Genomic DNA, 24478 nt, shown 5'->3' on the forward strand with positions numbered 1-24478 from the left:
TGATAGACGACAATTATTCAGCTTTATTATTATCTTGCCATATTTTTGCACCTGATTGTTGAATTTTTTGGCTAAGAATGGGAAAATTTTCCATTAATCATTTATTCTTGAGATGTTAATTTTTTATAAAAAGTCAACGATTGTTTAGTATTGGTATAGCCAATTTTTTCATAAAACAAGTGAGCCTCTTGACGTTTAATATTAGAACGAAGTATGACTCCTTCACAGCCAACTAAAGTAGCCCATTCTTCAATATGCTGCATTAATAATTTTCCAATTCCATTATTTCGATAATTTTTATCTACAACTAAACCGAAAAGAAGTGCTTGATTAGGAATTATTATTAAATCAGAAATATGAGCGTGCGCCCAACCAATTACATATTCATTTTCTACAGTTGCAACATAGATAACATGAGAGCTATTATTTTGAATTTTATTCAACCGTTGCTCAATTTGTTCCTTGGTAGCAGAATATCCAAGTTGCTCACAAAGAATAGCTATTTGTTCCGCATCTTTTATTTTAGCTTGTCTAATAGTCATAATTTCTAAAATTTGAATTTATAAAAAATTAGATTCCTATATTATTTAAAACTTTGCTCGCAGAAACCGATAACCTATATCAACTTCTTGTAAATTCAAAATCTCTCCATACTTTTTATCCCATTCACCATTACTTAAATCATTCATTAATTTTTGCACTCCTTGTTCAATTAAATTCTGATCATAAAAAGCAAAGGCTGATATTCCTGCTCGAACTTCGGGTTTTAAATACATTTCTGGTCTTCTCCAAGCTGCTGCTGCAAATAAATCAGATAAATCATGAGTTAACATGAGAGGAAAAGCTTCAACATTTCTTTGAGTATTTACTTGAATTAAATTGGCAATTTCGTTAAGTGGCAAAAACTTTAATGCCTCTTCCCACAAACAAGGAAAGTAATCATAAATCCATATTTTTTGAGCTAATCTGATATCAAAAGTCAATAAAATAATTGCTCCATCTTTAACTACTCGTTGCATTTCTTGAAAAGCTTTTGCTAAATCAGAAAAATGATGAATAGTCAGAATACTTATAACTGCATCAACAGATTTATCTGCTAAAGGTAAAGCTTCTGCATATCCAGTAAACCATTTGATTTGGGGATGCTGTATTGCTTGAATTCGCATTACTGATGAAGGTTCTACAGCATAAACAGAAAATCCTTGGTTGGCAATTAATTGACTGTAACCACCAGTACCAGCACCAATATCAGCGATAATGCTACCTTGAGGTAAATTTAATAAATCAATTAACTTCTTAGCAATGCGAGTATCGGGAATACGAGATGTTGAATAGTTTTTACCAATGGAATCATAAATAGGCATTTTTTTAATGATCTAAAATCTACAATTAAATTAAATATCTTGTTCTTGTCTAAAAGAAACTACCATTTCATTCAATGCTTCTATATCAATTAAAAACGCATCATGTCCGTGAGTTGAATGGAGCAATCCCAATTGAGCATGAGGAATTAAATCTACTAATTCTTGTTGCTCCACTGGAGGATACAGAACATCAGAATCAATAGACACAACTAAAGTTGGTTGTTTGATACTTTGTAAAACAGATTGATAATCTTTTCTGTTCCAACTAACATCATGACTATCCATTGCATGAGTGAGGGTAATGTAGGTATTAGCATCAAAACGTTCTATCAATTTTTGTCCTTGATATTGTAAATAACTGGCTATGGCAAATTGATTAGATTCATCTTGCTGTCTGCCAAAGCGATTTGTAAAACTCTCCCAATAACGATAGGTAATCATTGCCATCATCCGTGCTACAGCTAGTCCCTGGTTCGGAGGTGCATCACTTGTATAGTTCCCACCTTGCCAATTTGGATCTGTATAAATTGCCTGTCTTTGAGCTTCACTTAAGCCAATAGACCAAGCTGAATGTCTTCCAGGTGAGGCCATTGGCGAAATTGCTCTCACCGTTTCTGGATACAATAACCCCCACTCCAAGGCTTGCATTCCACCCAGTGAACCACCAATTATCAATCGCAGAGATTTAACTGCCAAATATTCTAATAGTGCAGCTTGGAGATTCACCATATCCCTAATTGTAATTCTGGGAAAAGATACACCGTAAGCCTTTCCTGTTTTTGGGTTAATAGAAGTTGCTCCAGTTGTACCGTAACAACTTCCTAAAATATTGCTGCACACAATAAAATCATGCTCAGGATCAAAGGCTTTTCCTGAACCAAACAAAGGTTCCCACCAGTCGTCAGCGTCAGCAGAACCAGTTAGAGCATGACAAATTAAGACTCCATTATCGCCGTTTGCGTTTAATTTTCCCCAGGTACGATAAGCAACCTGAACACCAATTAATACTTCACCAGATTCTAATGAAAATGGTGCTAACAATTGGTAAAACTGGGTTTTTGGTGAAATGAAGTCTAAGTATTTCATAAAAAAGGTGATTGGTAATTGGTAATTGGTAATTATTCTCTGTCACCTGTCACCTGTTCCCTGTCACCTTCTTAAATGCCTGTTCAAAGTCTTCTTTAATATCGTCAATATGTTCAATTCCCACAGATACCCGCACTAAATCTGGTGTTACACCAGCCGAAATTTGTTCACTATCACTTAGCTGTTGATGAGTTGTAGAAGCAGGATGAATTACCAAGGTTTTCGCATCACCTACATTTGCTAAATGACTGGCCAATTTCACATTACTAATAAAAGCTTTTCCTGCTTCTAATCCACCTTTAATACCAAAGTTGAGAACTCCCCCAAATCCATGTCGGAGATATTTTTTCGCTCGTTGATGATATGGATGATTGGGAAGTCCTGGATAATTAACCCATGTTACCTGCTCTTGTTTCTCTAACCATTGAGCCAATTCTAAGGCATTGCTGACATGACGATCTACACGCAGGGAAAGGGTTTCTAATCCTTGCAGTAACAGAAAGGCGTTAAATGGACTCAACGCTGCACCTAAATCTCGTAATCCTTCGACTCTGGCACGAATAATAAAGGCAATATTTCCAAATTGACTACCTTTCCCAAATACTTCTTGAAAATTTAATCCATGATAACCGGGTGCGGGTTCTGTAAAGAGTGGAAATTTGCCGTTACCCCAGTCAAATTTACCAGAATCAACTATTACGCCGCCAATAGATGTACCATGCCCTCCAATCCACTTGGTTGCAGATTCGACAACAATATCTGCACCATGTTCAATCGGTCGTGCGAGATATCCACCTGCACCGAAGGTATTATCTACAATTAAAGGAATACCGTTTTCGTGGGCAATGTGGGCTAAAGCTGCAAAGTCTGGGATGTTAAATTGGGGATTACCAATGGTTTCAACGTAGAGAGCTTTTGTGTTTTCATCAATTGCTTGACGGAAATTTTCTGGATCATCTCCTTCCACAAATTTGACATTTATTCCCAATCGTGGTAAAGAAACTTTGAACTGGTTATAAGTTCCCCCATAGAGGAAACTGGTAGAAACAATATTATCTCCTGCTTGTGCGATCGTACTCAATGCTAAAAATTGCGCTGCTTGACCGCTTGCAGTAGCTAAAGCTGCAACACCCCCTTCCAAAGCCGCAATCCGTTTTTCAAATACATCCGTTGTCGGATTCATGATGCGGGTATAAACGTTACCAAACTCCTGGAGAGCAAACAATCGCGCTCCGTGATCAGCATCATCAAAAACGTAGGAAGTAGTTTGATATATGGGTACAGCACGGGCATTAGTTCCCGGTGCAGGTTCTTGTCCAGCATGGACTTGTAGAGTTTCAAAACGATAGTTTTCTGACATGGGTATTACTTCAGTAGGTTGATAAGCAGATATAGAGACGTTCCATGGAACGTCTCTACAAAGATTTTTACTCACACTCCATACTGTTTAAACCATTTTTGAAGACGTTGCCAGCCATCCTGAGCTTCTTTTTCGCGGTAGGAAGGGCGATAATCGGCAAAAAAGGCGTGAGGTGCATCAGGATAAACAATAATCTCCGATTTACTGCTGCTAGATTTGAGTTTTTCTCGTATTTGTTCTACTGTGTCCACAGGAATACCTGTATCTTGACCTCCATAGAGTCCCAGCACGGGGACTTTGAGTTCAGCAGCAATATCAATGGGATGTTTAGGCTGTAGTTCGGTAACATTGTTTACTAATCTTCCATACCAAGCCACACCTGCTTTTACTTGGGGATTATGTGCAGAATATAACCAAGTGATTCGACCACCCCAGCAAAAACCCGTAATTGCTAACCTATCAGCGTTACCTTTTGCTGATTTCACTGCCCAATCAACGGTAGCATCTAAATCTGATAACACTTGAGCATCGGGAACTTTGGATACAATGGCGCGAATTTCGTCAATGTTGCTTAATTTTGACACATCGCCTTGACGGATGAACAGTTCTGGTGCAACGGCTAAATAGCCTAACTTAGCAAAGCGTCGCACAACATCCTGAATATGTTCATGAACACCAAATATTTCCTGAATTACCAAGACAATGGGGAAATTTTCACCCTTGTCAGGCTGCGCTCTGTAAGCTGGAATTTCCCCATCTTTGACAGGAATTTTCACCGCTCCAGCAATTAATCCTTTAGTATCTGTGGTAATTACTTTAGCTGAAACAGGTTGTACTGCTAAAGCAAAACCAGTTGTTAAGGCAGCAGTAGCGATAAATTCACGGCGTGTTATTTCTTTGATCATTTTTAATTACCTTGATTTATTCAGTGATATTGAAATTAACAAACATCTACGATTCTATTTTCCTAAATCAATCCAATAACGATAAATAACTTTATTATTACTTGCCAATAATCCCTCACTTGCAAATTTGCCATTATTTTTTTGAATCACGCGAGCAGAACCATGATTATCTTGATTACAGGTTAAGAGAACGCGATTTAATTCAATCTTTCTAGCTTGTTCAAGAGTCATACTGAGCATTTTTGTACCGTATCCTTTACCTCTTTACAGAGGACGAATCATATATCCAATATGTCCTCCTCAATGTTCTAAACTTGGTACTAACCAGTGACGTAATCGGCTGAATAGGTCCTTTACCAGAATTTATTTCTTTCCAAATCTCTAGCATCATTTGACCACTCCAATAATCGCAATTAGAGAATTAAGTTAACATTACCTTGATCGTTGAGGTCAATAAAATATTCAGACTTTAAGTCAATTTGTGATAAAATTACAGTATGTCAATCGAATTACCGTATTTTATTTTAAATAATCACATAGAGGAAATTGAAATGCAAGCTTTTCTTTGAAAAAAGTAATTATCCTGTTAGCTAACTACTGATTTTGTAATTTTATATACCTAATCATCGTGAGATGCTGAAAAAATTAGATTTGAACAATAGCCCTTTGCGAGAGGAAGAACAATCAGAAATTTTTACCTTTAGAAGCTCATGGTATCAAAGTCATGTCTGTAGGATTGTTGGCAGAACCGGATCATCCTCTAGCATGGCGTAGACCCGTATTACATAAAATTATTACTCAATTTATACATGATGTTGAGTGGGGAGAATTGGACTATCTGTTAATAGATTTGCCTCCTGGTACTGGTGATGCTCAAATTACGATTGTGCAAGAAAGCCCGATTTGTGGGGTGATATTGGAGAACCTCTTACCCTGACTGATTCTAGCGCGATCGCAAGTCAAGTATTTATACACATTGCTACGGCATTAGAAGCTACTTTTCTTGCTTTTTCTAATGATCTGTGAGATGCTAGATTATAAACTACATCATCTTTATCGAGTTACCGTATTTTATTAGTCAATGGGCGTTTACTATGGCAGGTAAATTAGAGGGGAAAGTAGCTATTATTACCGGATCTTCTTCGGGAATTGGTGAAGCTACGTCTATTTCATTAGCAGCAGAAGGAGCAAAAGTAGTAATTGCAGCCAGAAGGGGCGATCGTTTAGAAGCAGTAGCAAAACAGATTACTGATAATGGTGGACAAGCATTATCAATCGTTGCAGATATTACCGATGAAGTTCAAGCTAAAAACCTGATACACAAAGCTAATGCAGTATTTGGGCGTGTGGATATTTTGGTAAACAATGCAGGTATATCATTTCCCGGCAGGATTGAAAATGCAGATCCCGCAAATTGGCGGAAAATGATTGATATTAATGTTTTAGCGTTAATGTACACAACTCATACTGTTCTACCTATTTTTAAAGCGCAAAAATCAGGACATATCGTTAATATTTCATCCGTAGCTGGACGCATCGCTCGTGCAGGAATGGCTGGTTATAATGTGACTAAATGGGGTGTAAATGCCTTTTCGGAAGCATTACGACAGGAAGTGTATCAAGATAATATCCGTGTTACCATCATCGAGCCTGGTTTAGTAGAAACAGAAATTGATCAGCATATTACCGATGTAGTAGCAAAACAGGAAATTGAAGCCAGACGCAAAGCAATTACACCATTACAAAGTGAAGATATAGCAGCAGCAATAGTTTATGCTGTTACCCAACCACAGCACGTAAATGTGAATGAAATCTTGATTCGGTCAACTCTACAAGACCGATAATCATCATATCTTGCACCATCATCTTATTGCGAAAATCTAAGTCTACAACCCTTATTATTGCGTAGGGTGGGCAATGCCCACCGCACCCTTATTGAGAAGGTGCAAGATGTGAGCCTCACCAAATAATCACTAAAATTATATCAAAAATTAGGTAGTATTAATGTTAGAAAAAAATAGAAATTCTTTCAAGAAAAGCAACAAAATGGTTGCTTTTTTGGAAGCTCTACCTGCAATTAAATCACCCAACCTATCTTGTTTTGTCATTGGTGAAAGCCTATCTTTTTTCGGATCTTGGATGACACAAATTGCTTTAGTATGGATGGTTTATCAATTAACAAATTCACCAATTTTAGTTGGTGTTGCCGGCTTTACAAATCAAGCTATGGGTTTGGTTATTACACCAATAGTAGGAGTATTACTAGATAGATGGAATTTGAGATATGTTTTATTAACTACTCAGATAGTTTCTATTTTTCTATCTTCGTTACTAACATTTTTAACTGTGAGTAATCAGATTAATTTTATAGCTATTATTATTATTGGTATTCTCCAGGGAATAGTAAAAGCTTTTGATTTACCAGCACGTCAAGTAACTATTCCCAGATTAGTAGAAAATAGAAGTGATACCTATAGCGCAATGGCTGTACATTCATTTTTAATTAATACCGCTAAATTTGTTAGTCCCATGATTGGGGGTTTGATGATTGCTAAAAATGGTGCAGCATCATGTTTTTTAGTAGATGCTATTAGCTATTTACCTTTTGTATCGGCTATCTTGACTATGCAAATTAAACCAAATATCAATAACTTATCAACATCCAACTCTACAAAAATTTTGCATAACCTTAAAGAAGGATTTATTTTTGCATATAGTTTTATACCAATTAAATCCATTTTAATCTTGCAAATTGTAGTTTGCTTTATGGCAATGACCTATGTAAATCTGATGCCAATATTTGCCAAAGAAGTCTTAAAAGGTAATGCAGAAACGATGGGTTTTCTGATGACTGCTACAGCTTTTGGGTCTATCTTTTCTGGGATTTATCTAATGCAGCGTAAACAAGCAATAGGACTAGAAAAAGTTATGGCAATTTCTACTCTAGTGCTGGGAGTATCATTAATATTATTTTCTCGCTCAACACAGCTAGAAATTTGTTTGATATTGATCTTTATTGTGGGATTAACAAACACTTTAACTCTAGCTTCGATTAGTAATTTTCTGCAAGTAATTTTAGTAGAAGAAGATAAAAGAGGACGAGTAACCAGTATATTTATGACTACTTTTTTAGGAATATTACCTTTTGGGAATTTATTTTTCGGAGGATTAGCAAATTATATTGGTGTTGATAATGCTTTGTTATTTGGCGGTGTTTGTTGTATTTTGGGAACTTATTTTTTTGCTAGACAAATATCAAATATTAGAAAAGTGGTAAACCCAATATATCAAGAAATGGGATTACTTTCTTAATGAGTATTCGTAAGCATTCAGTTCAAAAGATAAGATCCCCGACTTCTTTTTAGAATCATGACTGAAAAATTGGAATATTTTATGCGGGAGGCACTGCAAGAAGGACGCAAAGCTTTACCAAACTGCCTTCCTAACCCACCAGTCGGGTGTGTATTGGTTCGAGATCATGAGATTGTTGCACGAGGTTACACCAATCAACCAGGAGCAGATCACGCAGAAGCAATGGCACTCCGACAAATCAGTGGTGATTTGAGCGATATTATTGCTTTTGTTACTTTAGAACCTTGCTCGTTTCATGGCAGAACTCCCTCTTGTGCAAAGACTTTTGTGAGTCGGAAAATAGGAAAAGTCTATGTAGCTATGCTTGATCCTGATCCTAGAAATAATGGTCTTGGTATTGCTTTAGTGGAACAAGCAGGTATAGCGGTATCGGTTGGTTTGTTACAAGCGGAAGCTGAACTCGATATGGGACGATATCTGTGGAAAACAGAATGATGCTCCTACCAATAAATCAATATTATGAATAACGTTGACCCTATATTTGTTGAATTTATATTTATTTGTATGTATTCAGCTATAAAACTCGTTCATACCCAGATTCCCAACCTCTGACATCAATTTATAATTTGTGGACATAATAAACAAAAGAAGTCGGGGATCTTATTACTCCACCTGAATTCTTACCTTTCTTAGTAGAGTATTCAGCCATTAGCTAAAATGCTAAAAATAAATCTTGATAAACAAGAAATGTATTAGAAAATACTTGATTTTCATATTTATTTATGCAAAAGTAATATCCATAACTACTTAATTCCGGTATACATACAGTAGTTCTTCTAAAATTTTATTCAACTCCAAATACGCTCTGAATATTTCAGCTATGAAAATACCATTTTTACCACAACGCCGTACAATTTTAAAACGGTTTGTTCAATATTCATTACTGGGATTGTTTGCTCTATCTACACCCCTAACAGGTAGTTTATTACAAACAAGCCAAGCTCAGACAAAATCTGGATTTAGTGCTAAAGTCATCAACTTGGCTTATCAAACTTCTGGGGATATTGTTAAAGTCAAAAAAGTTGTTGAACCACGTTTTCAAGCCTTGGGTGTAAAGGTAAATTGGGTAGGACCATTTCCAGCCGGACCACAACTAATAGAAGCTATGAATGCAGGTAAAGTTGATATTGGGACTGTGGGAGAAACACCACCAATATTTTCTCAAGCTGCTGGTATTACGGAAGTTATTTATATTGCGGGGCGTGTACCCAGTAGAGGATTAGGACAAGGTATTATCGTCAGAGCCAATTCTCCTATTAAGAAATTAGCGGATGTTAAGGGTAAGAAAGTTGCTTTCCAACGGGGATCGAATGCACACTATTTATTAGCTAAAGCTTTAAAAGAAGTGGGTTTAAAGATTAGTGATGTTCAAGTTGTGGGACTAACTCCATCTGAAGCTCGTGATGCTTTTATTCAAAATAAAGTTGAAGTTTGGGTAGGTGGTGATCCCTTTTTAGCTCTTGTGGAAAAAACCATCCCTATTCGTAATTTGAGAAATGCTTCAGGGATTAATACTCTCGGCGGATTTTATCTGGGTAGACGGGAATTTATTACTAAAAATCCTGAATTAGCACGAGTGTTTTTAGAAGAAGCAGACAAGGTTGGAGAATGGGCTGACAAAAATCCAAAAGAAGTTGCCAAAGCTTTTGCACCTGAACTGAAATTAGATATATCAGTTTTAGAAACTGTGGCACGCCGACGGACATATCGGTTAAGAAAACTGACATCTGCAATCATTGCAGAACAACAGAAAGTTGCAGATTTTTATTTTGAAGAAAAAGTTATTCCTCGCAAGATAAACGTTAAAGATGCAACTCTACCTGCTCAATTAGCTCAAGCTATTACACCTAAAAGACTGAAGTAGCTTTTCATATCAAATCCGGTTTTCAAAACCCACTTTTACCTTTTCATTTTCATAGTGAATGGGGTTGAGGAAAATTTAAAAATTTTTGTAGGTTGGGTTAAGCGATAGCGCAACCCAAAAAAAGCTTATAAATGTTGGGTTATGGCTTCGCCACGCTCCGCGTTCACGTAGTGTCGCGAAGGGATACGTTCCATTGCTCCGCGAACGTTTACGTTCCACAACCCAACCTACTTCTAAAGTTATTCCCTATACAGGCGACCCTTAAACGGTGGGTTTTATTTTCACGAAGTTTGATGGTGCTAAAATCACCGTTTAAGTATCAAATGGGGCAACACCCGCTCAGAATAATACTGAAGAGACTTGTTTTTTAGATTGATTTGTGGGAAATTATTATTTGTAACTCCATAAAATTTATCGGTTTACCGTAATTTAATTAATAAACATGAGCCAAATTTTAGAAGAAGTGTTATCAGCTAACCATAGTTATGCGGAAAACTTCGGTAGTAAAGGCGAATTACTCATACCTCCTGCACGTCGGTTTGCGATTCTTACTTGTATGGATGCGCGACTCGACCCAGCTAAATTTGCAGGATTAGCTGAAGGTGATGCTCATGTAATTCGTAATGCTGGTGGACGTGCCAGTGATGATGCTATTCGCTCTTTAATAATTTCTTACAAATTACTAGGCACTCGTGAATGGTTCGTGATTCATCACACTAATTGTGGTATGGAAACCTTCACAGACCAAATCATGCGAAGCTTACTGGCTAATAGTCTGCAAACTGCCCAATTAAATGAAACAGGTTGGTATGATATAGGCTCTGGAGGGGGATCAAATGAAGCTGAGTTTATTGATTGGTTGACTATTGGGGACTTATCCCAGAGTGTTTATATAGATGTAAAGCGAATTAGATCGCATCCATTAGTACCACGAGAAATTCAGATTTATGGCTACATTTATGATGTGAAAACTGGAAAGTTGATTGAAGTTCCAGAAGCCACAGAAATTGGTAAGGCAAGCTAGGTAAATTTGAGGTAATAATATGGGCGAAACTGGGTTCAAACTTGTAATTTTTGATTGTGATGGAGTTTTGGTTAATAGCGAACCAATTATCAATCGCATTTTTGCAGAAACGCTCACTGAATTTGGTTTTCCTATCACGCATACAGAAGTAACTCAAAAATTTATAGGCAAGTCTCTCAAAACTTGTTTAGAAATTATCGAGCAATCTTACAATAAACCATTGCCCAAAAACTTTATCGAAATTTGTAAGGAACGAGAATTCCCTGCATTGCAGCAGGAATTACAGGCAGTTTCAGGCATTACCGAACTATTGGAGCAAATTACATTACCAAAATGTGTGGCATCAAATAGCAGCCACCGTCATATTCAACTAGTCCTGAAATTAACGGGACTTCTACATCAATTTGAAGGAAAAATATATAGTTGTTATGATGTTCCGCGTCCTAAACCTTTTCCTGATGTGTATATTCATGCAGCCAAGCAAATGAACACAAATCCAGAACATTGTGTTGTGATTGAAGATTCTGTACCAGGTGTGCAAGCAGGATGTGCGGCAGGAATGACTGTTTTTGGTTATGCCCAACATACCTATCCTACTGCTCTTACTGCTGCTGGAGCGAAGATAGTTTTTAATGATATGGGGCAGCTTTCTCAACTGCTGTAACTAAACCAGGTATTTATGAAGATTTTGAGTAATGCCATATATGCTTTAGGAGAAACTATTAATCATCAGCCAAATAATTTTATTCCTACCATTACTATTCGGAACCTGAATTCGACGTAAGAGAATAACCTGTGTTGATTAACAAGAGTTTCGGGTTTATTTTACATCCCGTAAAAACTATTTAAGAAAGTTATATAGAACATAAGTAGCTGTTAATTAACATCCTGTTTTATATAGGCATTTTCAGTAAATACAGGTACACAATTGCTAACATTATAGGCTGATGCAAGTTCAACATCTAAATCAAAACCTTTAGCAATTAACTCCTTACCAGAACTACATTTTTGCAAATAACTCAACAAATCATGTTTAACAGTTTGAAACGCTGCTACAGCTATTGCCGCTTCTGGTGATAAGCTACCAGGTAAGTAACTGAGAATAGCTCCAGCACCAATTAAATCTTCAAATGCAGGACGGAGACTTCTATCTTCTTGCCATTTTTCTCCAGCAGGAATAACTGCAATTTTATTGCCATATTTTTTGGCAAACTGTGCCACGGCTTGGCAATTTCGCAAACAACCAGCTAAAGTTGGTGTTTGTCCTGTAAGTAAAGATAAAGTAGAACCATTGAGTGATGGTAAAACTAGTTTAGTTCCTGGAGGAATATTGACAAGCGATTGAAGAGAAAGAGAATAAGCATTTTTCGATCTAGCCATTGGTAATGCTGTTTCTGCACCTACTCTTTGTGCATAATCAACAACTGATTCACTTGTTATATATTCATTATTTGTAGAGAAAGGAAAAATAATAGCATTATTGTTTGTGGCGATTTCTACACAACTAGAAAAAGAAAGCACATCAACAATAATTATTACGTCACTAATAGGAGCAAGTTTTTCAACTCCCTGTTTACCCCATTCACAACGCAAATCAAATCCTATTTGATTGTAAATCATATCGTGAGTTTATTAAATTCATATTTAATAACCAGCAGTTTTATCTACCACATTGCGTAAAGGTTTACCTTGATAATAGCGGTTGAAGTTATCAAGAAATAGGGCAATTGTTCTCTCTTTTACTCTAGGAGAATGACCAGAGCAATGGGGTGTAATAAAGACATTTGGTAATGTCCACAAAGGACTATCCGCTGGTAATGGTTCTGTAAATACTGTATCTAAAGCTGCCCCAGCAATCCAATTTGCTTGTAAAGCTTTAGTAAGTGCTGATTCATCAACAATTGCTCCCCGTGCAATATTAATTAAATAGGAATCTGGGCGGAATAAACGCAGGGTTTCTACATCAATCATTCCCTTAGTTTCTGGCGTTAAAGGCGTAGCAATCACCACAAATTCTGCTTCTGAAAGTAGTTCTTTCCAATCATTAGCCCCGACCACTTTATCAAAGTTTGGTAATGGTTTTGGATGACGAGAACTGCCAAAAATTCGCATTCCAAAAGCTTTAGCACGAACAGCAATTTCTTGACCAATTCCACCTGCACCAATAATTAATAAAGTTTTCTCGAATAATTCTTGGATTGGTAAACCTCGTTGCCAATTATGCTCATTTTGTAGTTTATATAAACTTGGTAATCGTTTAGAATAAGCCAGTAGATAAGTAATCACAAATTCAGCAATAGGAATACCATGAACCCCTGCACCATTGGTTAAAATTAAATCTTTTTCTAAATATTTTTGTGTCAAAATATGATTTACCCCTGCATTTGGGGCATGATGCCAACGCAGTAAAGGCGCAGCATCTAATACTCGATGTAAAGTAGTTGGTTTGAGATAGAACCAACTAAAATAAACTTCTGCATCTGTGGCATCAGCATCTATATTACCCTCACTATCTACACGCACTACAATAGTATTTTTAGGTAACTGCGGCTCAATTTCATGGGCAATTTCTACTGGCAAAATGATTTTCATAATTGATAATATTGATAAATCTGATTATTTTTGATGTTCTATTTCATCTTCTGCAACAATTTATATGTTGAGTCTTCTTTAGCTGTGGTTGTCAGAGATTTTCCCCAACCAATATTTTTACGATAACTTCCTAAAAGTTGAGCTTCTGCTAATGATTGTTCGTTGATTCCTGTTAATGGTTCTACCTCTGGGGCAACATACAGCGCATCAACAGGACAGTATAATTCACACATAAAGCAGGTTTGACAATCGCTTTGTCTAGCAATTTTTGGCGGTGCATCTGGTACTTTGTCAAAAACATTTGTCGGGCAAACTTTGACGCAGATGTTACATTCAATGCAGCGCGATTCACTAACTAATTCAATCATTTGATTTGCTGGTAATACTTGATTAAATTTTGAACCTCTCCTACCTCTCCCTAACCCTCTCCTACAAGGAGAGGGGAAAGGAATAACTCTTAATACTGGAGAGGCTTTAACTCCCCCTTCCTGTGTCGGGAAGGGGGTTGGGGGGTTAGGTCTTTTGTGTTTTATTGCTGATTAAACAGTTACGAGTTCTTTCGTTTTTGTCTCCTGAATAGGTGCAGTTTTCACCCAGACTTGATCTAAACCACCACTAATTAAATGATGTTGCTGATTAGTATCCTGTTGTGGGTAATCTAAATGTTTGTGCATTCCGCGAGTTTCTTTCCGTTCCAAGGCACTGCTGTACATCCATCTAGCTGTAGCTACCATTCCCGCAGCTTCCCTTGTGCGGACAATATTGCTATTATCTGCAACTTGGCTATTGCGAATTTCATGCCAGAGAGAATTTAATCTTTGCAATGATTCCGTTAAAGTTTGTTCATTACGGAAATAGTTGCGATCGCATGGGAATACTTCTGCTTGAGTAGCTGTGATGATGTCTTCACTGTGAATTTGCTTCTGGCTACCAGAGATAAATCCTACACCACCTACAGCTTGAACTGGTCTTTTGTTGGCTTGCACACCTAAATCACGGGAGTATGTAGCCGCAGATTGTCCTGCCCAGTAGCCTGAAGATAGCGCCCAAGCTGCATTATGACTACCACCACCGGTAAAGCCACCACAGATTAATTCCCTGGTGGCTGCATCACCTGCGGCATAAAGTCCACGGACTGAAGTAGCACAAGTATAATCAGTAATTCTGATGCCACCTGTACCCCGCACAGTTCCCTCTAAACGCAGAGTGACAGGGAAACGTTGAGTAAAGGGATCAATACCTGCACGGTCAAAAGGTAGGAAGAAATTGGGTTGAGATAAACGCATTGTCACCCGCATTTCTGCTGAAGCTTTGTCTATAATGGCGTAAACTGGCTGAGTTAGCAAAGTTTCGGCAATGACAGAACGCCCTTTTTGTGAACCCGCACCGGGGATAGGTGTACCATCTTCATAGGTGAAAGTTGCCCAATTATAGAATAAGGTTTTAGTTACAGAAGAAAAAGCAGGTGCGATGCCATAGGCGTTGGAAAATTCCATTCCTGACATATCTGCACCGGCTTCTGCTGCCATCAGGTATCCATCCCCTGTTAGCACATTGCAACCCAAGGCTTTACTCAAGAAAGCACAGCCTCCGGTAGCAATGATCACTGAATGCGATCGCACAACCCACTTTTCACCAGTCTGACGGTTAACTCCAGTTGCCCCAGCTACAGCACCTTCGGCATCTACCAATAGCTGCAAAGCCGGACTGTGATCTAAAATTTTCACCCCTGCCCGTTTTATTTGCGATCGCATCAAACGCATATATTCTGGACCTTGGAGACTGCGCCGATAGGGTCTACCATCTTCATCCGTAGGAAAGGGATAACCCCAGTCAGCTAGTTGGTTGACGTTTGCATAAGTTTGATCTAGTACCCGTTGCATCCAATCACGGCTAGATAAAAATCCTCCTAAAGCCTCCCTAGAAGCCATTGCTGCTTCTCGACTGTCGGGTTCGGGCGGAACATACCACACACCGTTACCCGATGCGGCTGCACAGCCACTTGTACCGCAATAGCCTTTATCTACTAAAACCACTTTTGCACCAGCATTAGCAGCACTCCAAGCTGACCAAGTTCCAGCAGGGCCACCACCAATTACTAATACATCAGCGAATAAGGTTTGATCAACATCGCTATCTTGCGAGAATAATTGTTTTTGAGTCATGTAAATTCCTCTTTTTTGTAACATTAATTTATTGAAAAATCGTAGGTTGGGGAGCCACCGTTGTGGACGGGTTTCCCGGCTTGAAACGAGTGGCGTTTGACGTAAGGAAACCCAACAAAATTCTGAAAATGTTGGGTTGCGCTGTCGCTTAACCCAACCTACCAATAACTTAGACTCCCGGTGTACTGCCACCATCAACTAGAATTTCTGCACCAGTAATAGAAGCAGCTAAATCAGAAACTAAAAATAATGCTAAAGCTGCTATTTCTTCAGGTTTGACGATTTTTCCTAAAGGTATTGATTTCACTGCTTGGGCTTTATATTCATCCACAGTAATCCCCAAACTTTGAGCATTTTGTTCTGCTAAAGTTTTCGCCCTTTCTGTGTCTGTTAAACCTGGAGAAATGGCATTAATTCTAATATTATCTTGGGCTAATTCTTTAGAAATACCCCGTGTAAAGTTGAGCAATGCAGCATTTGTAGTTCCTCCTGGTAGGAAATTAGGACGGGGTGTCCGTCCAGCACCACCAATAATGTTAACAATACGTCCATCCCTCTGACTTTTTAAATAGGGGACAACGGCTCTAACTAATCGAATGTAACCCAAAAGTTTTAAATTCCAAGCATCTAAAAATGCTTCATCACTCAATTCTAAAAATGACCCAGCACGGGCTGAACCAGCATTATTAATTAAGATATCAATTTTTCCAAATTGTTCTAAGGTTGTAGAAACAACTTTTTCAATATCTTCTGCTTTGGTTAAGTCAGCACTAATGCCAATAATTTTAGCATTGGCATTATCTAAAGATTGGATATCAATTACTGCTTGCTCAATTCTTTCTTGGTTACGAGCAGCAATAACGACATTCACACCTTCACTATATAAAGCTTTGGCGGTAGCTAACCCAATTCCGGCACTACCACCTGTGACAATTACTGTTTTACCTGATAGATTGAGTTCTAAACTCATAACAGTTGCACCCGATAAATTTACACAAGGGATTCGTTAATGTATTTCGCGCAATCTCCGTTAGGAGATCCCGCAGGGTAGAGGCAAAGGAGCAAAGACGTAAAGTTTTAGATTTTGAAATTTTCTTGATGTGACAAAGCCTAAAATTTAATTTTGTCTAGCGGCAAACTTTTCTAACAGGAATTGTTTGAGGTGTGGTTGCTCTAAATTAATGCCTAATTCATTAGCTTTTTGAGCAATTTCTTCATAAGTTAAACCTGCTTGAATTGCTTCTGCAATTAAGGCTATTCCTCCCGCTCTTGCACCACCAGCACAGTGAATTAAAATTGGTTTAGGTAAATTATCAATTTCTTGAATTGCTGCTGTTGTTAATTCTTGATTTGGTTCTTTAGGATTTAATGGAACATTTGCATATTCCAATCCCACAATTTCTGCTTGTTGCTGTTCATCAGCAAAAAAACCATTTTCATCAGGATCACGTAAATTCAAAATTGATTTAAAACCCTCAATTGCTAATTCTCGTAATTCCTCAGAAGAAATTTGTCCAGCAACGCTCAAGTCATCGTTAACCTTTTTAAAATCAGTCATTTTGATTCCTCTTTGGATGAAATTAATAAATAGATGCTAAAACTTTATCTGCGGCGGCTCGCAATGCAGTAGCAGCACCAGCACTCATATCTCGTGGCGCACAAATTCTATTTCTTACATAAGCCAGTGTAATAGCCCCACTAGCAGCGATAATAGGATCTATACTTTCTTTCCCTCCAGTTCTGCCACCTGGTAATAGTTCGTTATTACCATTAATAAGATAATCAGCTAATAATCGCAGGTGAAAATCAACAGAGTCCTTAATTATTGAGATATCACCTAAAGATTGAACTCCAGAATTTTTGAGAATATCGCTAATAGCAACTTCTCGATTATCACTTAATCTTTCAGCCGCTTCTGCCCGATATTCAATAAATTCAGCATCAGCTAAATCTAAAGGTAAGGGATTGCCAATAGGTTCTATGCCAAATCTCCGCCGTAAAAGTAAATTATTAGTAATATTGTCTGATTTAACTCTGTTGTAAGCAGGACGTTTTTTAAGTGCTGCAAACCAAACATTAATGAGAGGAAAACGAGGATTTCCTTTGATGTGATATCCTTTATATACTGGTAAATTAGCCGCCAATCTATCTAAATGGGGACTATACATAATATCTACCAGGCTAAATGTTGATAAAAAATAGGGTTTTGGATATTTACCTAAATTTTTCTCAATTTCATCTAATTTAGCTTCAAATTCTGCCTGTAAGTTTGCTAATTCTTTGGCATCTTCTGGAGGTTGTCTCAAGAATCTATAGGCAATATCTCGAAACCCATTAGTTTCTGCATCTTCAACCCATTGTCTAGCGATCGCATTTTCTTCTGGATTTTCAGGTAACAACGTTTCCCCAAAGTTTTCTTCCAATTCTAAAAGAATGTCTTTGGATTCATAAACGAATTTGCCCTCAATATATGCTGCGGGAACAAGGGTTGTGGGAACTAATTCGGTATACCATTTAGGTTTGTTACTCAAATCAATAAATTCTGTCTCAAAGGGGATTTCTTTTTCTTCTAAAGCGAACCAAACCCGTTCGCAGAAAGGACACCAAGAGTTACTATCACGATATAGTAATACTGGTGGTTTTTGATCAGGAGATAGTTTATGTAAACTACTAGGAATAGGAGCCGTAGAAGGAGCTTGTCCTGGTCTTTTAACTCGACGAGCAGGGGTATTTTGTCGAGCAGTTTCTAACAGTTGTTCCCAGCTGGATATGGTAGTGCTTGCAATGGCCATTTCTTACCTTGCCTTATTTGGAACGCCAGAAAATACAAATAGTTTTTCTTCTTTGGGTGTAGGTAGATTTTCGCCTAAATAACGATGAATCCCCACTCCCATATCTCCTGTTGCTGTGATTTTAAAGTTAATTTCTTCAAATCCAAAATCGCGGAAGTATTTACGCACGGTTTCTGAATAAGCAATACCGTTAGAATGTCCGCGAGTCCAGAGAACAAAAGCACCTTTTTTACTTAAAAAACTCAAGTTCCCTAATAAACGATTGAGTTCATTTTCATCAGCTAAATTGCCAAAAATACCACAGACAATGACAATATCTGCTGGTACTGCTCCTACATAGTTATCAGCAGCAGTTGCATCACCGTTGATAAACTCAATTTGCTTTGTTAAACCCAATGATTCTATAGTTGCACGTCCACGTTCAACTAACTGGGGATTGATTTCAACTAATCTCGCAGATACATCTTTAGCACGAGGATGATTTGCTAAAGTTCCTAATAAATCTCGTCCATCACCAGCGCAAGCACTAACTACACGAATAGCTCCTGTTGGTGAATTATCTAAACTATAGGAAATATATTCCCGTACAATTTCTAGACGCTGCTGCAATTTTGGTTCGCTATTGTAAAGATCGTGCCATTCTAACCAATCTTTTGGCATAAAAAAAGATTCCCGATTGCTAAAAACTCAGATTTTGGAGAGTGTTTTTCATCACTCTATCGTTAAAGTACTGTAAGTCTATCAAAAAACCGTAGTTTAGGGATAAATACAGAGTAACATATCAATTCACAGAAAATCAAGTAGTTAAATAATTGGCTATTTAGGTATTAAAAAGGGTGTGGGGTGTAGGGTGTAGGAGTCCTATATTAACCCCTCAATTTATTTATGGGCATTACCTCCTGCCTCCTTAATAACTTGCGCTAAGTCTACATTTCCACCACTGATAATTACGCCAATTCTCGCTGCTGGTGCTTTAACGACACCTTCTAATAATGCTGCTGCGGCTATGACTCCGGTGGGTTCAACAACGATTTTTAACCGTTCCCAAATAAAGAACATGGTACGAATGATAGCCGTTTCCGATACAGTCACCATATCATCTACGTATTGTAAGACTAGGGGAAAGGTGATTTTACCTAAACTGGGAGTCCTAACACCATCAGCAATGGTCTTAGGATTATGGACAGTTTGCAGGGTTTTGGTGTAAAAAGAGCGAGTAGCATCATCAGTTATAGTAACAGAATCAGATAATAACATTATTTTTTATAAAGTAAATCTCACCACCACTAATATTAAGTGAGGTGAGAATCTCGCTTTGTATTTTTTTACAAACCTCGGTTAAGGTGCTGGATTAGGAAAACGAGTATGAATTGCATCTATTTCTGCGAAAATCTCTTTATCCAAAACCACATTGACACTATCTATATTTTCCTGCAATTGTGCCAAACTTGTTGCCCCAATAATTGTGCTTTTCACAAACCAGCGACTCTTGACAAATGCGATCGCTAATTGAGCAGGTGAGAGGTTATACTTTTTAGCAAGTTCAGTATAAGCCTTAACCGCTTCTTGGACATTGGGCTTTAAATAGCGTTGTCCAAAACCTGGAAACAGAGATATTCTCGTATTTTCTAATTGTTGATTTTCGATATACTTACCAGTTAAAAACCCAAAACCCAGGGGACTATAAGCCAATAAACCCACATCTGTATAACGAGAAACTTCAGCTAAACCTGATTCAAAATTACGATTGAGTAAATTGTAAGCATTTTGAGTTGTCAAAACTTTAGGTAATCCCAAATCATTAGCAATGCGAACAAACTCACTTACCCCCCAAGGAGTTTCATTGCTTAAACCCAAATAGCGAATCTTTCCCGCTTTAATCACATCAGCAAATGCCTGTAACTGTTCCGCAATAGGAACAGTTTCCCTTTCTAATTCTGGATTATAACTTGTCTGTCCAAATGTAGGAACATAACGATCAGGCCAATGGATTTGATACAAGTCTATATAATCAGTTTGTAATCTCTGCAAACTATCATTTACCGCCTGTGTAATATTATCACGGTCAACTTTATTATTTCCACCTCTCAACCAAGAAAAAGGACGACCAGGACCTGCAATTTTAGTAGCAACTATCAGTTGATCTCGTTGCTGTTTCTTTAACCATTCCCCAATATAAGCCTCAGTCTTTCCTTGGGTTTCCCCGCGAGGGGGGACTGGATACATTTCCGCCGCATCTAGGAAATTTATCCCTTGAGAAACAGCATAGTCAAGTTGTTGATGCGCCTCCTCAATAGTATTTTGATGTCCATAGGTCATCGTTCCCAAGCAAATTTCTGAAACCTTGAGGTCGCTTGCAGCAAGTTGGTTGTATTTCATAATGTTTGAATAATGCTCCTTAATTACATTTTGCTACAAAAACTAAAAATATGGCTATTTTCCACAACTACGCTAAATCTACTGACTTGTAGTAGTTAATAGTTTAACACGTATACTATCATACCCAAACGAGATAGACAACCCTTTGTAGCAATTAATTTAAAATTATAAAAAATGTATCCATCAATACTCAAATTTTATTTTTTTTATGAAATAGTGCTATTTATCAGCTATTAACTACGGTAACTCGATCAAATTACCGTATATTATTTTAATACATGAGGTAACTGTCTCGCTACTATAGGCTTTCATGTCATTAAGAATAAAAAACTAACCTAGATAGACCTACGAGAAAGTTCTATTTGAGAAGTTGCATTTTTTTCTGTAATTCAATGTGACATTCTATGTAATTTCGTGTCGGCTCTAATTCTGTGTGTGTGGGGTTATCAATCAAAATGAAAAAAACTGCTTGGAATTTATTGCTTAGTTTGCCAATATCTGTATTCCTGTTAATCTTAGCAGCTAGTACAAAAACTCTTGCCAATGAAGGAGGAGGAGAAAACCAAAGAACAGATAAAGAGAATTTATCAAACGTCAGTATAAATATTCCTACCTCTGACAACGGTACTCAAATAATTGCCCAAAAAGAACCTGTAGAAGAACTTTCCTATTCATTGGATGAGTCACAACTTACATCCGTATCCCAGCTTTCAGATGTCCAACCGACTGATTGGGCTTTTCAAGCTTTGCAATCTTTAGTAGAACGCTATGGTTGTATTGCTGGTTATCCAGATAGCACATTTAAAGGTAATCGTGCCTTGAGTCGCTATGAATTTGCCGCAGGGTTAAACGCTTGCTTAGATCAAGTTAATAAACTTATTGCCTCATCTACATCAGATTTGGCTTTAAAAACAGATTTGGAAAGCATACAGCGTCTAACTGAAGAATTTAGTACCGAACTCGCTCAATTACGCGGCAGATTAGATACCTTAGAAGCCAGAACAGCAGAAATAGAAGCCAATCAGTTTTCGACAACAACTAAATTAAGTGGTCAAGTTCAGTTTGTATTAGGTGGTGTTTTGGCGGGGAATAACGTGATCACCAAGAAAGCCGCACCCCGTGTTATCACATTTCAAGATGCAGTTCAATTAGCATTAAACACCAGTTTTACTGGTAAAGATCAACTGCGATTAGTCCTCTCAGGTGGGAATATTGAATCTTTAGGACAAACGAGGGCTGGGCTTTTTGGAACATTCGATGGCAGAACCGCAGATAATCGCGTCCCTAGCCTTCAACCCAATCAGATTCGTGTTGGTGGCATCCGTTATCGTTTTCCTATTGGTTCAAACACACAATTTAACATCTTTGCTCAGTCAGATGGAGCTAATGAAATAGGTTTAAGTGGACCAACCAACCCCTTTGAAGGCTCTTTCTCTAATGGGATAACACGATTTTCCCGACGGAACATGGTCTATAACTATGGAGATACAGGCCCAGGAATTGCTATTCTCCATAATCTGAGTGACCAGTGGCAATTAGGAGCATCATACAGTGCGCCTAATGGTAATGACCCCTCACCTAATAATGGTTTATTTACAGGTAGATATGTCGCCTTTGGACAAGTAACATACTTTAGCCCCAAGAGAAATTTTCGCGTTGGTTTAAGTTACGCTAACACCTACAGTCCGCCGGGTGCAACAGGACTAAGTGGAACTAATTTCGGACCTGCTGCTGGTAGTAACTTAGCAAACAGTACTGTGCCTGGTGCGGGTACTGTGGGGAACCTTTATGGACTGGGTGCATTATATAGAGTTAGTCCAAAGTTAACTGCTAATGCTTTTGTCGGCTATTCAGCCCATCGTTATTTAGGACATGGAGATGGTCAAGTTTGGAACTGGGGAGCAGGACTGACATTTCCTGATTTGGGTAAAAAAGGTAGCTTAGGCGCTCTTTTTGTAGGTCAAGCACCAACACTAACAAGTCTGAGTAAGAATGTAGATTTGGGAGCAGGTAAGGGTCAAGCGGACAAAGATACCTCTCTGCACATTGAGGGATGGTATCAATATAAACTCACTGACAATATTGAAGTTACTCCTGGATTTATTTGGGTAACAGCACCAGACTCGGATGCCAGCAATCCAGCGAGTTTAGTTGGTTGGCTACGTACCACCTTCAGGTTTTAACCTAGTAGAATACGTCTGATAGCGTAGCATGGCGCAAGCCATATCAAGATTTACAGGATTTGAGGATTTGAGAATTTGCAGGATTTCGTATTTATTAAAAGTCTTTAATCCTTTAATCCTGGACATCCTGATTCGGACATTTTCATTCCTTGTCACCATCATTTTTACGAAAGTTAAAAGTTATGACTAACCCAACTGAATTACTCAATTATCGTTATGGTAATGGCAACTTCAATCCGGATATTCCCTGGAGTGAAACCTTAGCGACTCTCTTATCCCATCGTTCAATTCGTGCTTATTTACCTGATGCTTTACCCCCAGGAACTTTAGAAGTTTTAATTGCTGCTGCCCAATCTGCTTCTACTTCGTCAAATCTCCAAACCTGGAGTGTAGTAACAATTGAAGATGCAAATCGCAAAGAAGAATTATCAAAACTAACTAATAATCAAGCACATATTCGCCAATGTCCTCTCTTTTTAGTGTGGTTGGCAGATTTAGCCAGACTAACTCACATCGCCGAAAATCGCGGACTACCCCACGAAGGTTTAGATTATTTAGAAATGTTTTTGATGGCGGCTATAGATGCAGCCTTAGCAGCACAAAATGCGGTAGTAGCAGCAGAATCTCTGGGTTTGGGAACTGTATATATTGGTGCATTACGGAACAAACCAGAAGAAGTAGCACAGCTACTAAATTTACCTCCTCATGTAGTTGCTGTTTTTGGTTTGTGTGTAGGCTATGCAGATCCCGTTGTCAATGTGGCAATTAAACCACGTTTACCACAATCTGTGGTGTTACATCGAGAAACTTATCAACTTACAGAACAAGAGCAAGGAATATCAGAATATAACAAAATCATGGACAATTTTTACAATTCACAACATATGAATATTCCTGGTGATTGGTCGGAACATTGTAGTAAAAGGGTGGCATTTCCTGAATCTTTATCAGGACGAGATAAGTTACAAGAAGTGTTGAAAAAATTGGGATTTGAATTACGGTAGAGTTGTATTTATAAATGAATTTATTTATTGATTTTATAGTTTTAGGAAAAAATAACAATTACTATTGTATTTGTTATTTTTTTTGTATTGTTCAATACAATTTTTACTCGAATTTATAGTGTAAGAATCCCCACAAGCTTATGGGGATTTTTAGTGAGAATAAATTTTATACTTTCTGATAAAAAATACTTGATTTTTTACTTTTTATATGGCAAACTAAAACAATATACAGTAAATCCATAGAGTTGCTGTAGTTAGTGCATAAAAAACCAGAGTTGGACTAAATCAAGCATATTGGTAGCCCGCCTCTATGCTTGTTCACTAAACGTAATCACATAAAGGTTCAACTTTTCTAATTTGAGTGGCACATACAGCGGATTTCGCTGTT

At 37.8% G+C, this 24478-nt stretch carries 23 protein-coding genes and 2 pseudogenes; 9 read left to right on the forward strand and 16 right to left on the reverse strand.

Annotated elements, in window-relative coordinates:
• Positions 1-101: 101 nt before the first annotated feature.
• The 6 genes and pseudogenes from H6G59_RS08465 to H6G59_RS08490 all read right to left on the reverse strand — a co-directional run.
• Positions 102-542 (reverse strand): GNAT family N-acetyltransferase, encoded by a 441-nt coding sequence (locus H6G59_RS08465; protein WP_190713366.1) that lies wholly within the window; start codon positions 540-542, stop codon positions 102-104.
• Between the two features lie 45 nt (positions 543-587).
• The gene (locus H6G59_RS08470) at positions 588-1364 is read right to left on the reverse strand and encodes a class I SAM-dependent methyltransferase (RefSeq protein ID WP_190713368.1); all 777 of its coding nucleotides are present in this window, start codon (positions 1362-1364) and stop codon (positions 588-590) included.
• Between the two features lie 30 nt (positions 1365-1394).
• The gene (gene metX, locus H6G59_RS08475) at positions 1395-2450 is read right to left on the reverse strand and encodes a homoserine O-acetyltransferase MetX (RefSeq protein ID WP_190713370.1); all 1056 of its coding nucleotides are present in this window, start codon (positions 2448-2450) and stop codon (positions 1395-1397) included.
• Between the two features lie 49 nt (positions 2451-2499).
• Positions 2500-3810, reverse strand: a complete 1311-nt coding sequence (locus H6G59_RS08480; protein ID WP_190713372.1) for an O-acetylhomoserine aminocarboxypropyltransferase/cysteine synthase family protein — start codon at positions 3808-3810, stop codon at positions 2500-2502.
• Between the two features lie 71 nt (positions 3811-3881).
• Positions 3882-4712, reverse strand: coding sequence for a dienelactone hydrolase family protein (locus H6G59_RS08485; protein WP_190713669.1), 831 nt, complete (start codon positions 4710-4712; stop codon positions 3882-3884).
• Between the two features lie 57 nt (positions 4713-4769).
• Positions 4770-4967 (reverse strand): annotated as a pseudogene (locus tag H6G59_RS08490) (GNAT family N-acetyltransferase); the annotation flags it as partial.
• A gap of 406 nt (positions 4968-5373) precedes the next feature.
• On the opposite strand from H6G59_RS08490, the gene H6G59_RS08495 reads away from it, so the two are divergent.
• From H6G59_RS08495 to H6G59_RS08525, 7 genes are all read left to right on the forward strand, one after another.
• A complete protein-coding gene (locus H6G59_RS08495; RefSeq protein WP_339327939.1) occupies positions 5374-5652 on the forward strand; it encodes a P-loop NTPase in 279 nt (92 codons plus the stop codon).
• A 157-nt stretch (positions 5653-5809) separates the two neighbouring features.
• Positions 5810-6559, forward strand: coding sequence for an SDR family NAD(P)-dependent oxidoreductase (locus tag H6G59_RS08500; protein WP_190713376.1), 750 nt, complete (start codon positions 5810-5812; stop codon positions 6557-6559).
• Positions 6560-6761: 202 nt separating this feature from the next.
• The gene (locus H6G59_RS08505; protein ID WP_242038828.1) at positions 6762-8027 is read left to right on the forward strand and encodes an MFS transporter; all 1266 of its coding nucleotides are present in this window, start codon (positions 6762-6764) and stop codon (positions 8025-8027) included.
• 57 nt (positions 8028-8084) lie between these two features.
• Positions 8085-8522: a bifunctional diaminohydroxyphosphoribosylaminopyrimidine deaminase/5-amino-6-(5-phosphoribosylamino)uracil reductase RibD gene (locus H6G59_RS08510; protein ID WP_190713381.1), complete on the forward strand. Its 438-nt coding sequence runs from the start codon at positions 8085-8087 to the stop codon at positions 8520-8522.
• A gap of 385 nt (positions 8523-8907) precedes the next feature.
• A complete protein-coding gene (locus tag H6G59_RS08515; protein WP_190713383.1) occupies positions 8908-9951 on the forward strand; it encodes an aliphatic sulfonate ABC transporter substrate-binding protein in 1044 nt (347 codons plus the stop codon).
• A 442-nt stretch (positions 9952-10393) separates the two neighbouring features.
• On the forward strand, positions 10394-10975 hold the full coding sequence (locus tag H6G59_RS08520) for a beta-class carbonic anhydrase (RefSeq protein WP_190713385.1): 582 nt from the start codon (positions 10394-10396) through the stop codon (positions 10973-10975).
• A 19-nt stretch (positions 10976-10994) separates the two neighbouring features.
• The gene (locus H6G59_RS08525; protein ID WP_190713388.1) at positions 10995-11639 is read left to right on the forward strand and encodes an HAD family hydrolase; all 645 of its coding nucleotides are present in this window, start codon (positions 10995-10997) and stop codon (positions 11637-11639) included.
• 212 nt (positions 11640-11851) lie between these two features.
• Here the strand turns inward: H6G59_RS08525 and H6G59_RS08530 are convergent, their stop codons facing one another.
• The 10 genes and pseudogenes from H6G59_RS08530 to H6G59_RS08575 all read right to left on the reverse strand — a co-directional run bounded on the left by H6G59_RS08530 (position 11852) and on the right by H6G59_RS08575 (position 20903).
• Positions 11852-12595, reverse strand: a complete 744-nt coding sequence (locus H6G59_RS08530) for a 2-phosphosulfolactate phosphatase (protein WP_190713390.1) — start codon at positions 12593-12595, stop codon at positions 11852-11854.
• Positions 12596-12619: 24 nt separating this feature from the next.
• Complete coding sequence (locus H6G59_RS08535; protein ID WP_190713392.1) at positions 12620-13567, reverse strand: D-2-hydroxyacid dehydrogenase; 948 nt, start codon at positions 13565-13567, stop codon at positions 12620-12622.
• A 38-nt stretch (positions 13568-13605) separates the two neighbouring features.
• Positions 13606-13935: a 4Fe-4S binding protein gene (locus H6G59_RS08540; protein WP_190713394.1), complete on the reverse strand. Its 330-nt coding sequence runs from the start codon at positions 13933-13935 to the stop codon at positions 13606-13608.
• Positions 13936-14106: 171 nt separating this feature from the next.
• A complete protein-coding gene (locus H6G59_RS08545) occupies positions 14107-15732 on the reverse strand; it encodes an FAD-dependent oxidoreductase (protein WP_190713671.1) in 1626 nt (541 codons plus the stop codon).
• A gap of 169 nt (positions 15733-15901) precedes the next feature.
• Complete coding sequence (locus H6G59_RS08550) at positions 15902-16702, reverse strand: SDR family oxidoreductase (protein ID WP_190713396.1); 801 nt, start codon at positions 16700-16702, stop codon at positions 15902-15904.
• 147 nt (positions 16703-16849) lie between these two features.
• Complete coding sequence (locus H6G59_RS08555) at positions 16850-17290, reverse strand: protein tyrosine phosphatase family protein (protein WP_190713399.1); 441 nt, start codon at positions 17288-17290, stop codon at positions 16850-16852.
• 22 nt (positions 17291-17312) lie between these two features.
• Positions 17313-18524: a glutathione S-transferase family protein gene (locus H6G59_RS08560; protein WP_190713400.1), complete on the reverse strand. Its 1212-nt coding sequence runs from the start codon at positions 18522-18524 to the stop codon at positions 17313-17315.
• 3 nt (positions 18525-18527) lie between these two features.
• On the reverse strand, positions 18528-19184 hold the full coding sequence (locus tag H6G59_RS08565) for a class I SAM-dependent methyltransferase family protein (RefSeq protein ID WP_190713402.1): 657 nt from the start codon (positions 19182-19184) through the stop codon (positions 18528-18530).
• A 219-nt stretch (positions 19185-19403) separates the two neighbouring features.
• A pseudogene (locus H6G59_RS08570) lies at positions 19404-19757 on the reverse strand (pyridoxal-phosphate dependent enzyme); the annotation flags it as partial.
• A gap of 105 nt (positions 19758-19862) precedes the next feature.
• Positions 19863-20903 (reverse strand): NADP(H)-dependent aldo-keto reductase, encoded by a 1041-nt coding sequence (locus tag H6G59_RS08575; protein ID WP_190713404.1) that lies wholly within the window; start codon positions 20901-20903, stop codon positions 19863-19865.
• A gap of 455 nt (positions 20904-21358) precedes the next feature.
• Here H6G59_RS08575 and H6G59_RS08580 point away from each other — a divergent pair, with 455 nt between their 5' ends.
• Positions 21359-23086: an iron uptake porin gene (locus H6G59_RS08580; protein WP_190713406.1), complete on the forward strand. Its 1728-nt coding sequence runs from the start codon at positions 21359-21361 to the stop codon at positions 23084-23086.
• A 182-nt stretch (positions 23087-23268) separates the two neighbouring features.
• Positions 23269-24090, forward strand: a complete 822-nt coding sequence (locus H6G59_RS08585) for an NADPH-dependent oxidoreductase (RefSeq protein ID WP_190713408.1) — start codon at positions 23269-23271, stop codon at positions 24088-24090.
• The last annotated feature ends 388 nt before the right edge of the window (positions 24091-24478 follow it).

The organism is Anabaena lutea FACHB-196 (genome assembly GCF_014698305.1).
Classification (GTDB): Bacteria; Cyanobacteriota; Cyanobacteriia; order Cyanobacteriales; family Nostocaceae; genus Anabaena; species Anabaena lutea.

What these genes read in the sequence shown, in the direction of transcription:
- H6G59_RS08465 (WP_190713366.1), bottom strand. Translation starts at nt 542, where the DNA reads ATGACTATTAGACAAGCTAAAATAAAAGATGCGGAACAAATAGCTATT.
- H6G59_RS08470 (WP_190713368.1), bottom strand. Translation starts at nt 1,364, where the DNA reads ATGCCTATTTATGATTCCATTGGTAAAAACTATTCAACATCTCGTATT.
- metX (WP_190713370.1), bottom strand. Translation starts at nt 2,450, where the DNA reads ATGAAATACTTAGACTTCATTTCACCAAAAACCCAGTTTTACCAATTG.
- H6G59_RS08480 (WP_190713372.1), bottom strand. Translation starts at nt 3,810, where the DNA reads ATGTCAGAAAACTATCGTTTTGAAACTCTACAAGTCCATGCTGGACAA.
- H6G59_RS08500 (WP_190713376.1), top strand. Translation starts at nt 5,810, where the DNA reads ATGGCAGGTAAATTAGAGGGGAAAGTAGCTATTATTACCGGATCTTCT.
- H6G59_RS08505 (WP_242038828.1), top strand. Translation starts at nt 6,762, where the DNA reads ATGGTTGCTTTTTTGGAAGCTCTACCTGCAATTAAATCACCCAACCTA.
- H6G59_RS08510 (WP_190713381.1), top strand. Translation starts at nt 8,085, where the DNA reads ATGACTGAAAAATTGGAATATTTTATGCGGGAGGCACTGCAAGAAGGA.
- H6G59_RS08515 (WP_190713383.1), top strand. Translation starts at nt 8,908, where the DNA reads ATGAAAATACCATTTTTACCACAACGCCGTACAATTTTAAAACGGTTT.
- H6G59_RS08520 (WP_190713385.1), top strand. Translation starts at nt 10,394, where the DNA reads ATGAGCCAAATTTTAGAAGAAGTGTTATCAGCTAACCATAGTTATGCG.
- H6G59_RS08525 (WP_190713388.1), top strand. Translation starts at nt 10,995, where the DNA reads ATGGGCGAAACTGGGTTCAAACTTGTAATTTTTGATTGTGATGGAGTT.
- H6G59_RS08530 (WP_190713390.1), bottom strand. Translation starts at nt 12,595, where the DNA reads ATGATTTACAATCAAATAGGATTTGATTTGCGTTGTGAATGGGGTAAA.
- H6G59_RS08535 (WP_190713392.1), bottom strand. Translation starts at nt 13,567, where the DNA reads ATGAAAATCATTTTGCCAGTAGAAATTGCCCATGAAATTGAGCCGCAG.
- H6G59_RS08540 (WP_190713394.1), bottom strand. Translation starts at nt 13,935, where the DNA reads ATGATTGAATTAGTTAGTGAATCGCGCTGCATTGAATGTAACATCTGC.
- H6G59_RS08545 (WP_190713671.1), bottom strand. Translation starts at nt 15,732, where the DNA reads ATGACTCAAAAACAATTATTCTCGCAAGATAGCGATGTTGATCAAACC.
- H6G59_RS08550 (WP_190713396.1), bottom strand. Translation starts at nt 16,702, where the DNA reads ATGAGTTTAGAACTCAATCTATCAGGTAAAACAGTAATTGTCACAGGT.
- H6G59_RS08555 (WP_190713399.1), bottom strand. Translation starts at nt 17,290, where the DNA reads ATGACTGATTTTAAAAAGGTTAACGATGACTTGAGCGTTGCTGGACAA.
- H6G59_RS08560 (WP_190713400.1), bottom strand. Translation starts at nt 18,524, where the DNA reads ATGGCCATTGCAAGCACTACCATATCCAGCTGGGAACAACTGTTAGAA.
- H6G59_RS08565 (WP_190713402.1), bottom strand. Translation starts at nt 19,184, where the DNA reads ATGCCAAAAGATTGGTTAGAATGGCACGATCTTTACAATAGCGAACCA.
- H6G59_RS08575 (WP_190713404.1), bottom strand. Translation starts at nt 20,903, where the DNA reads ATGAAATACAACCAACTTGCTGCAAGCGACCTCAAGGTTTCAGAAATT.
- H6G59_RS08580 (WP_190713406.1), top strand. Translation starts at nt 21,359, where the DNA reads ATGAAAAAAACTGCTTGGAATTTATTGCTTAGTTTGCCAATATCTGTA.
- H6G59_RS08585 (WP_190713408.1), top strand. Translation starts at nt 23,269, where the DNA reads ATGACTAACCCAACTGAATTACTCAATTATCGTTATGGTAATGGCAAC.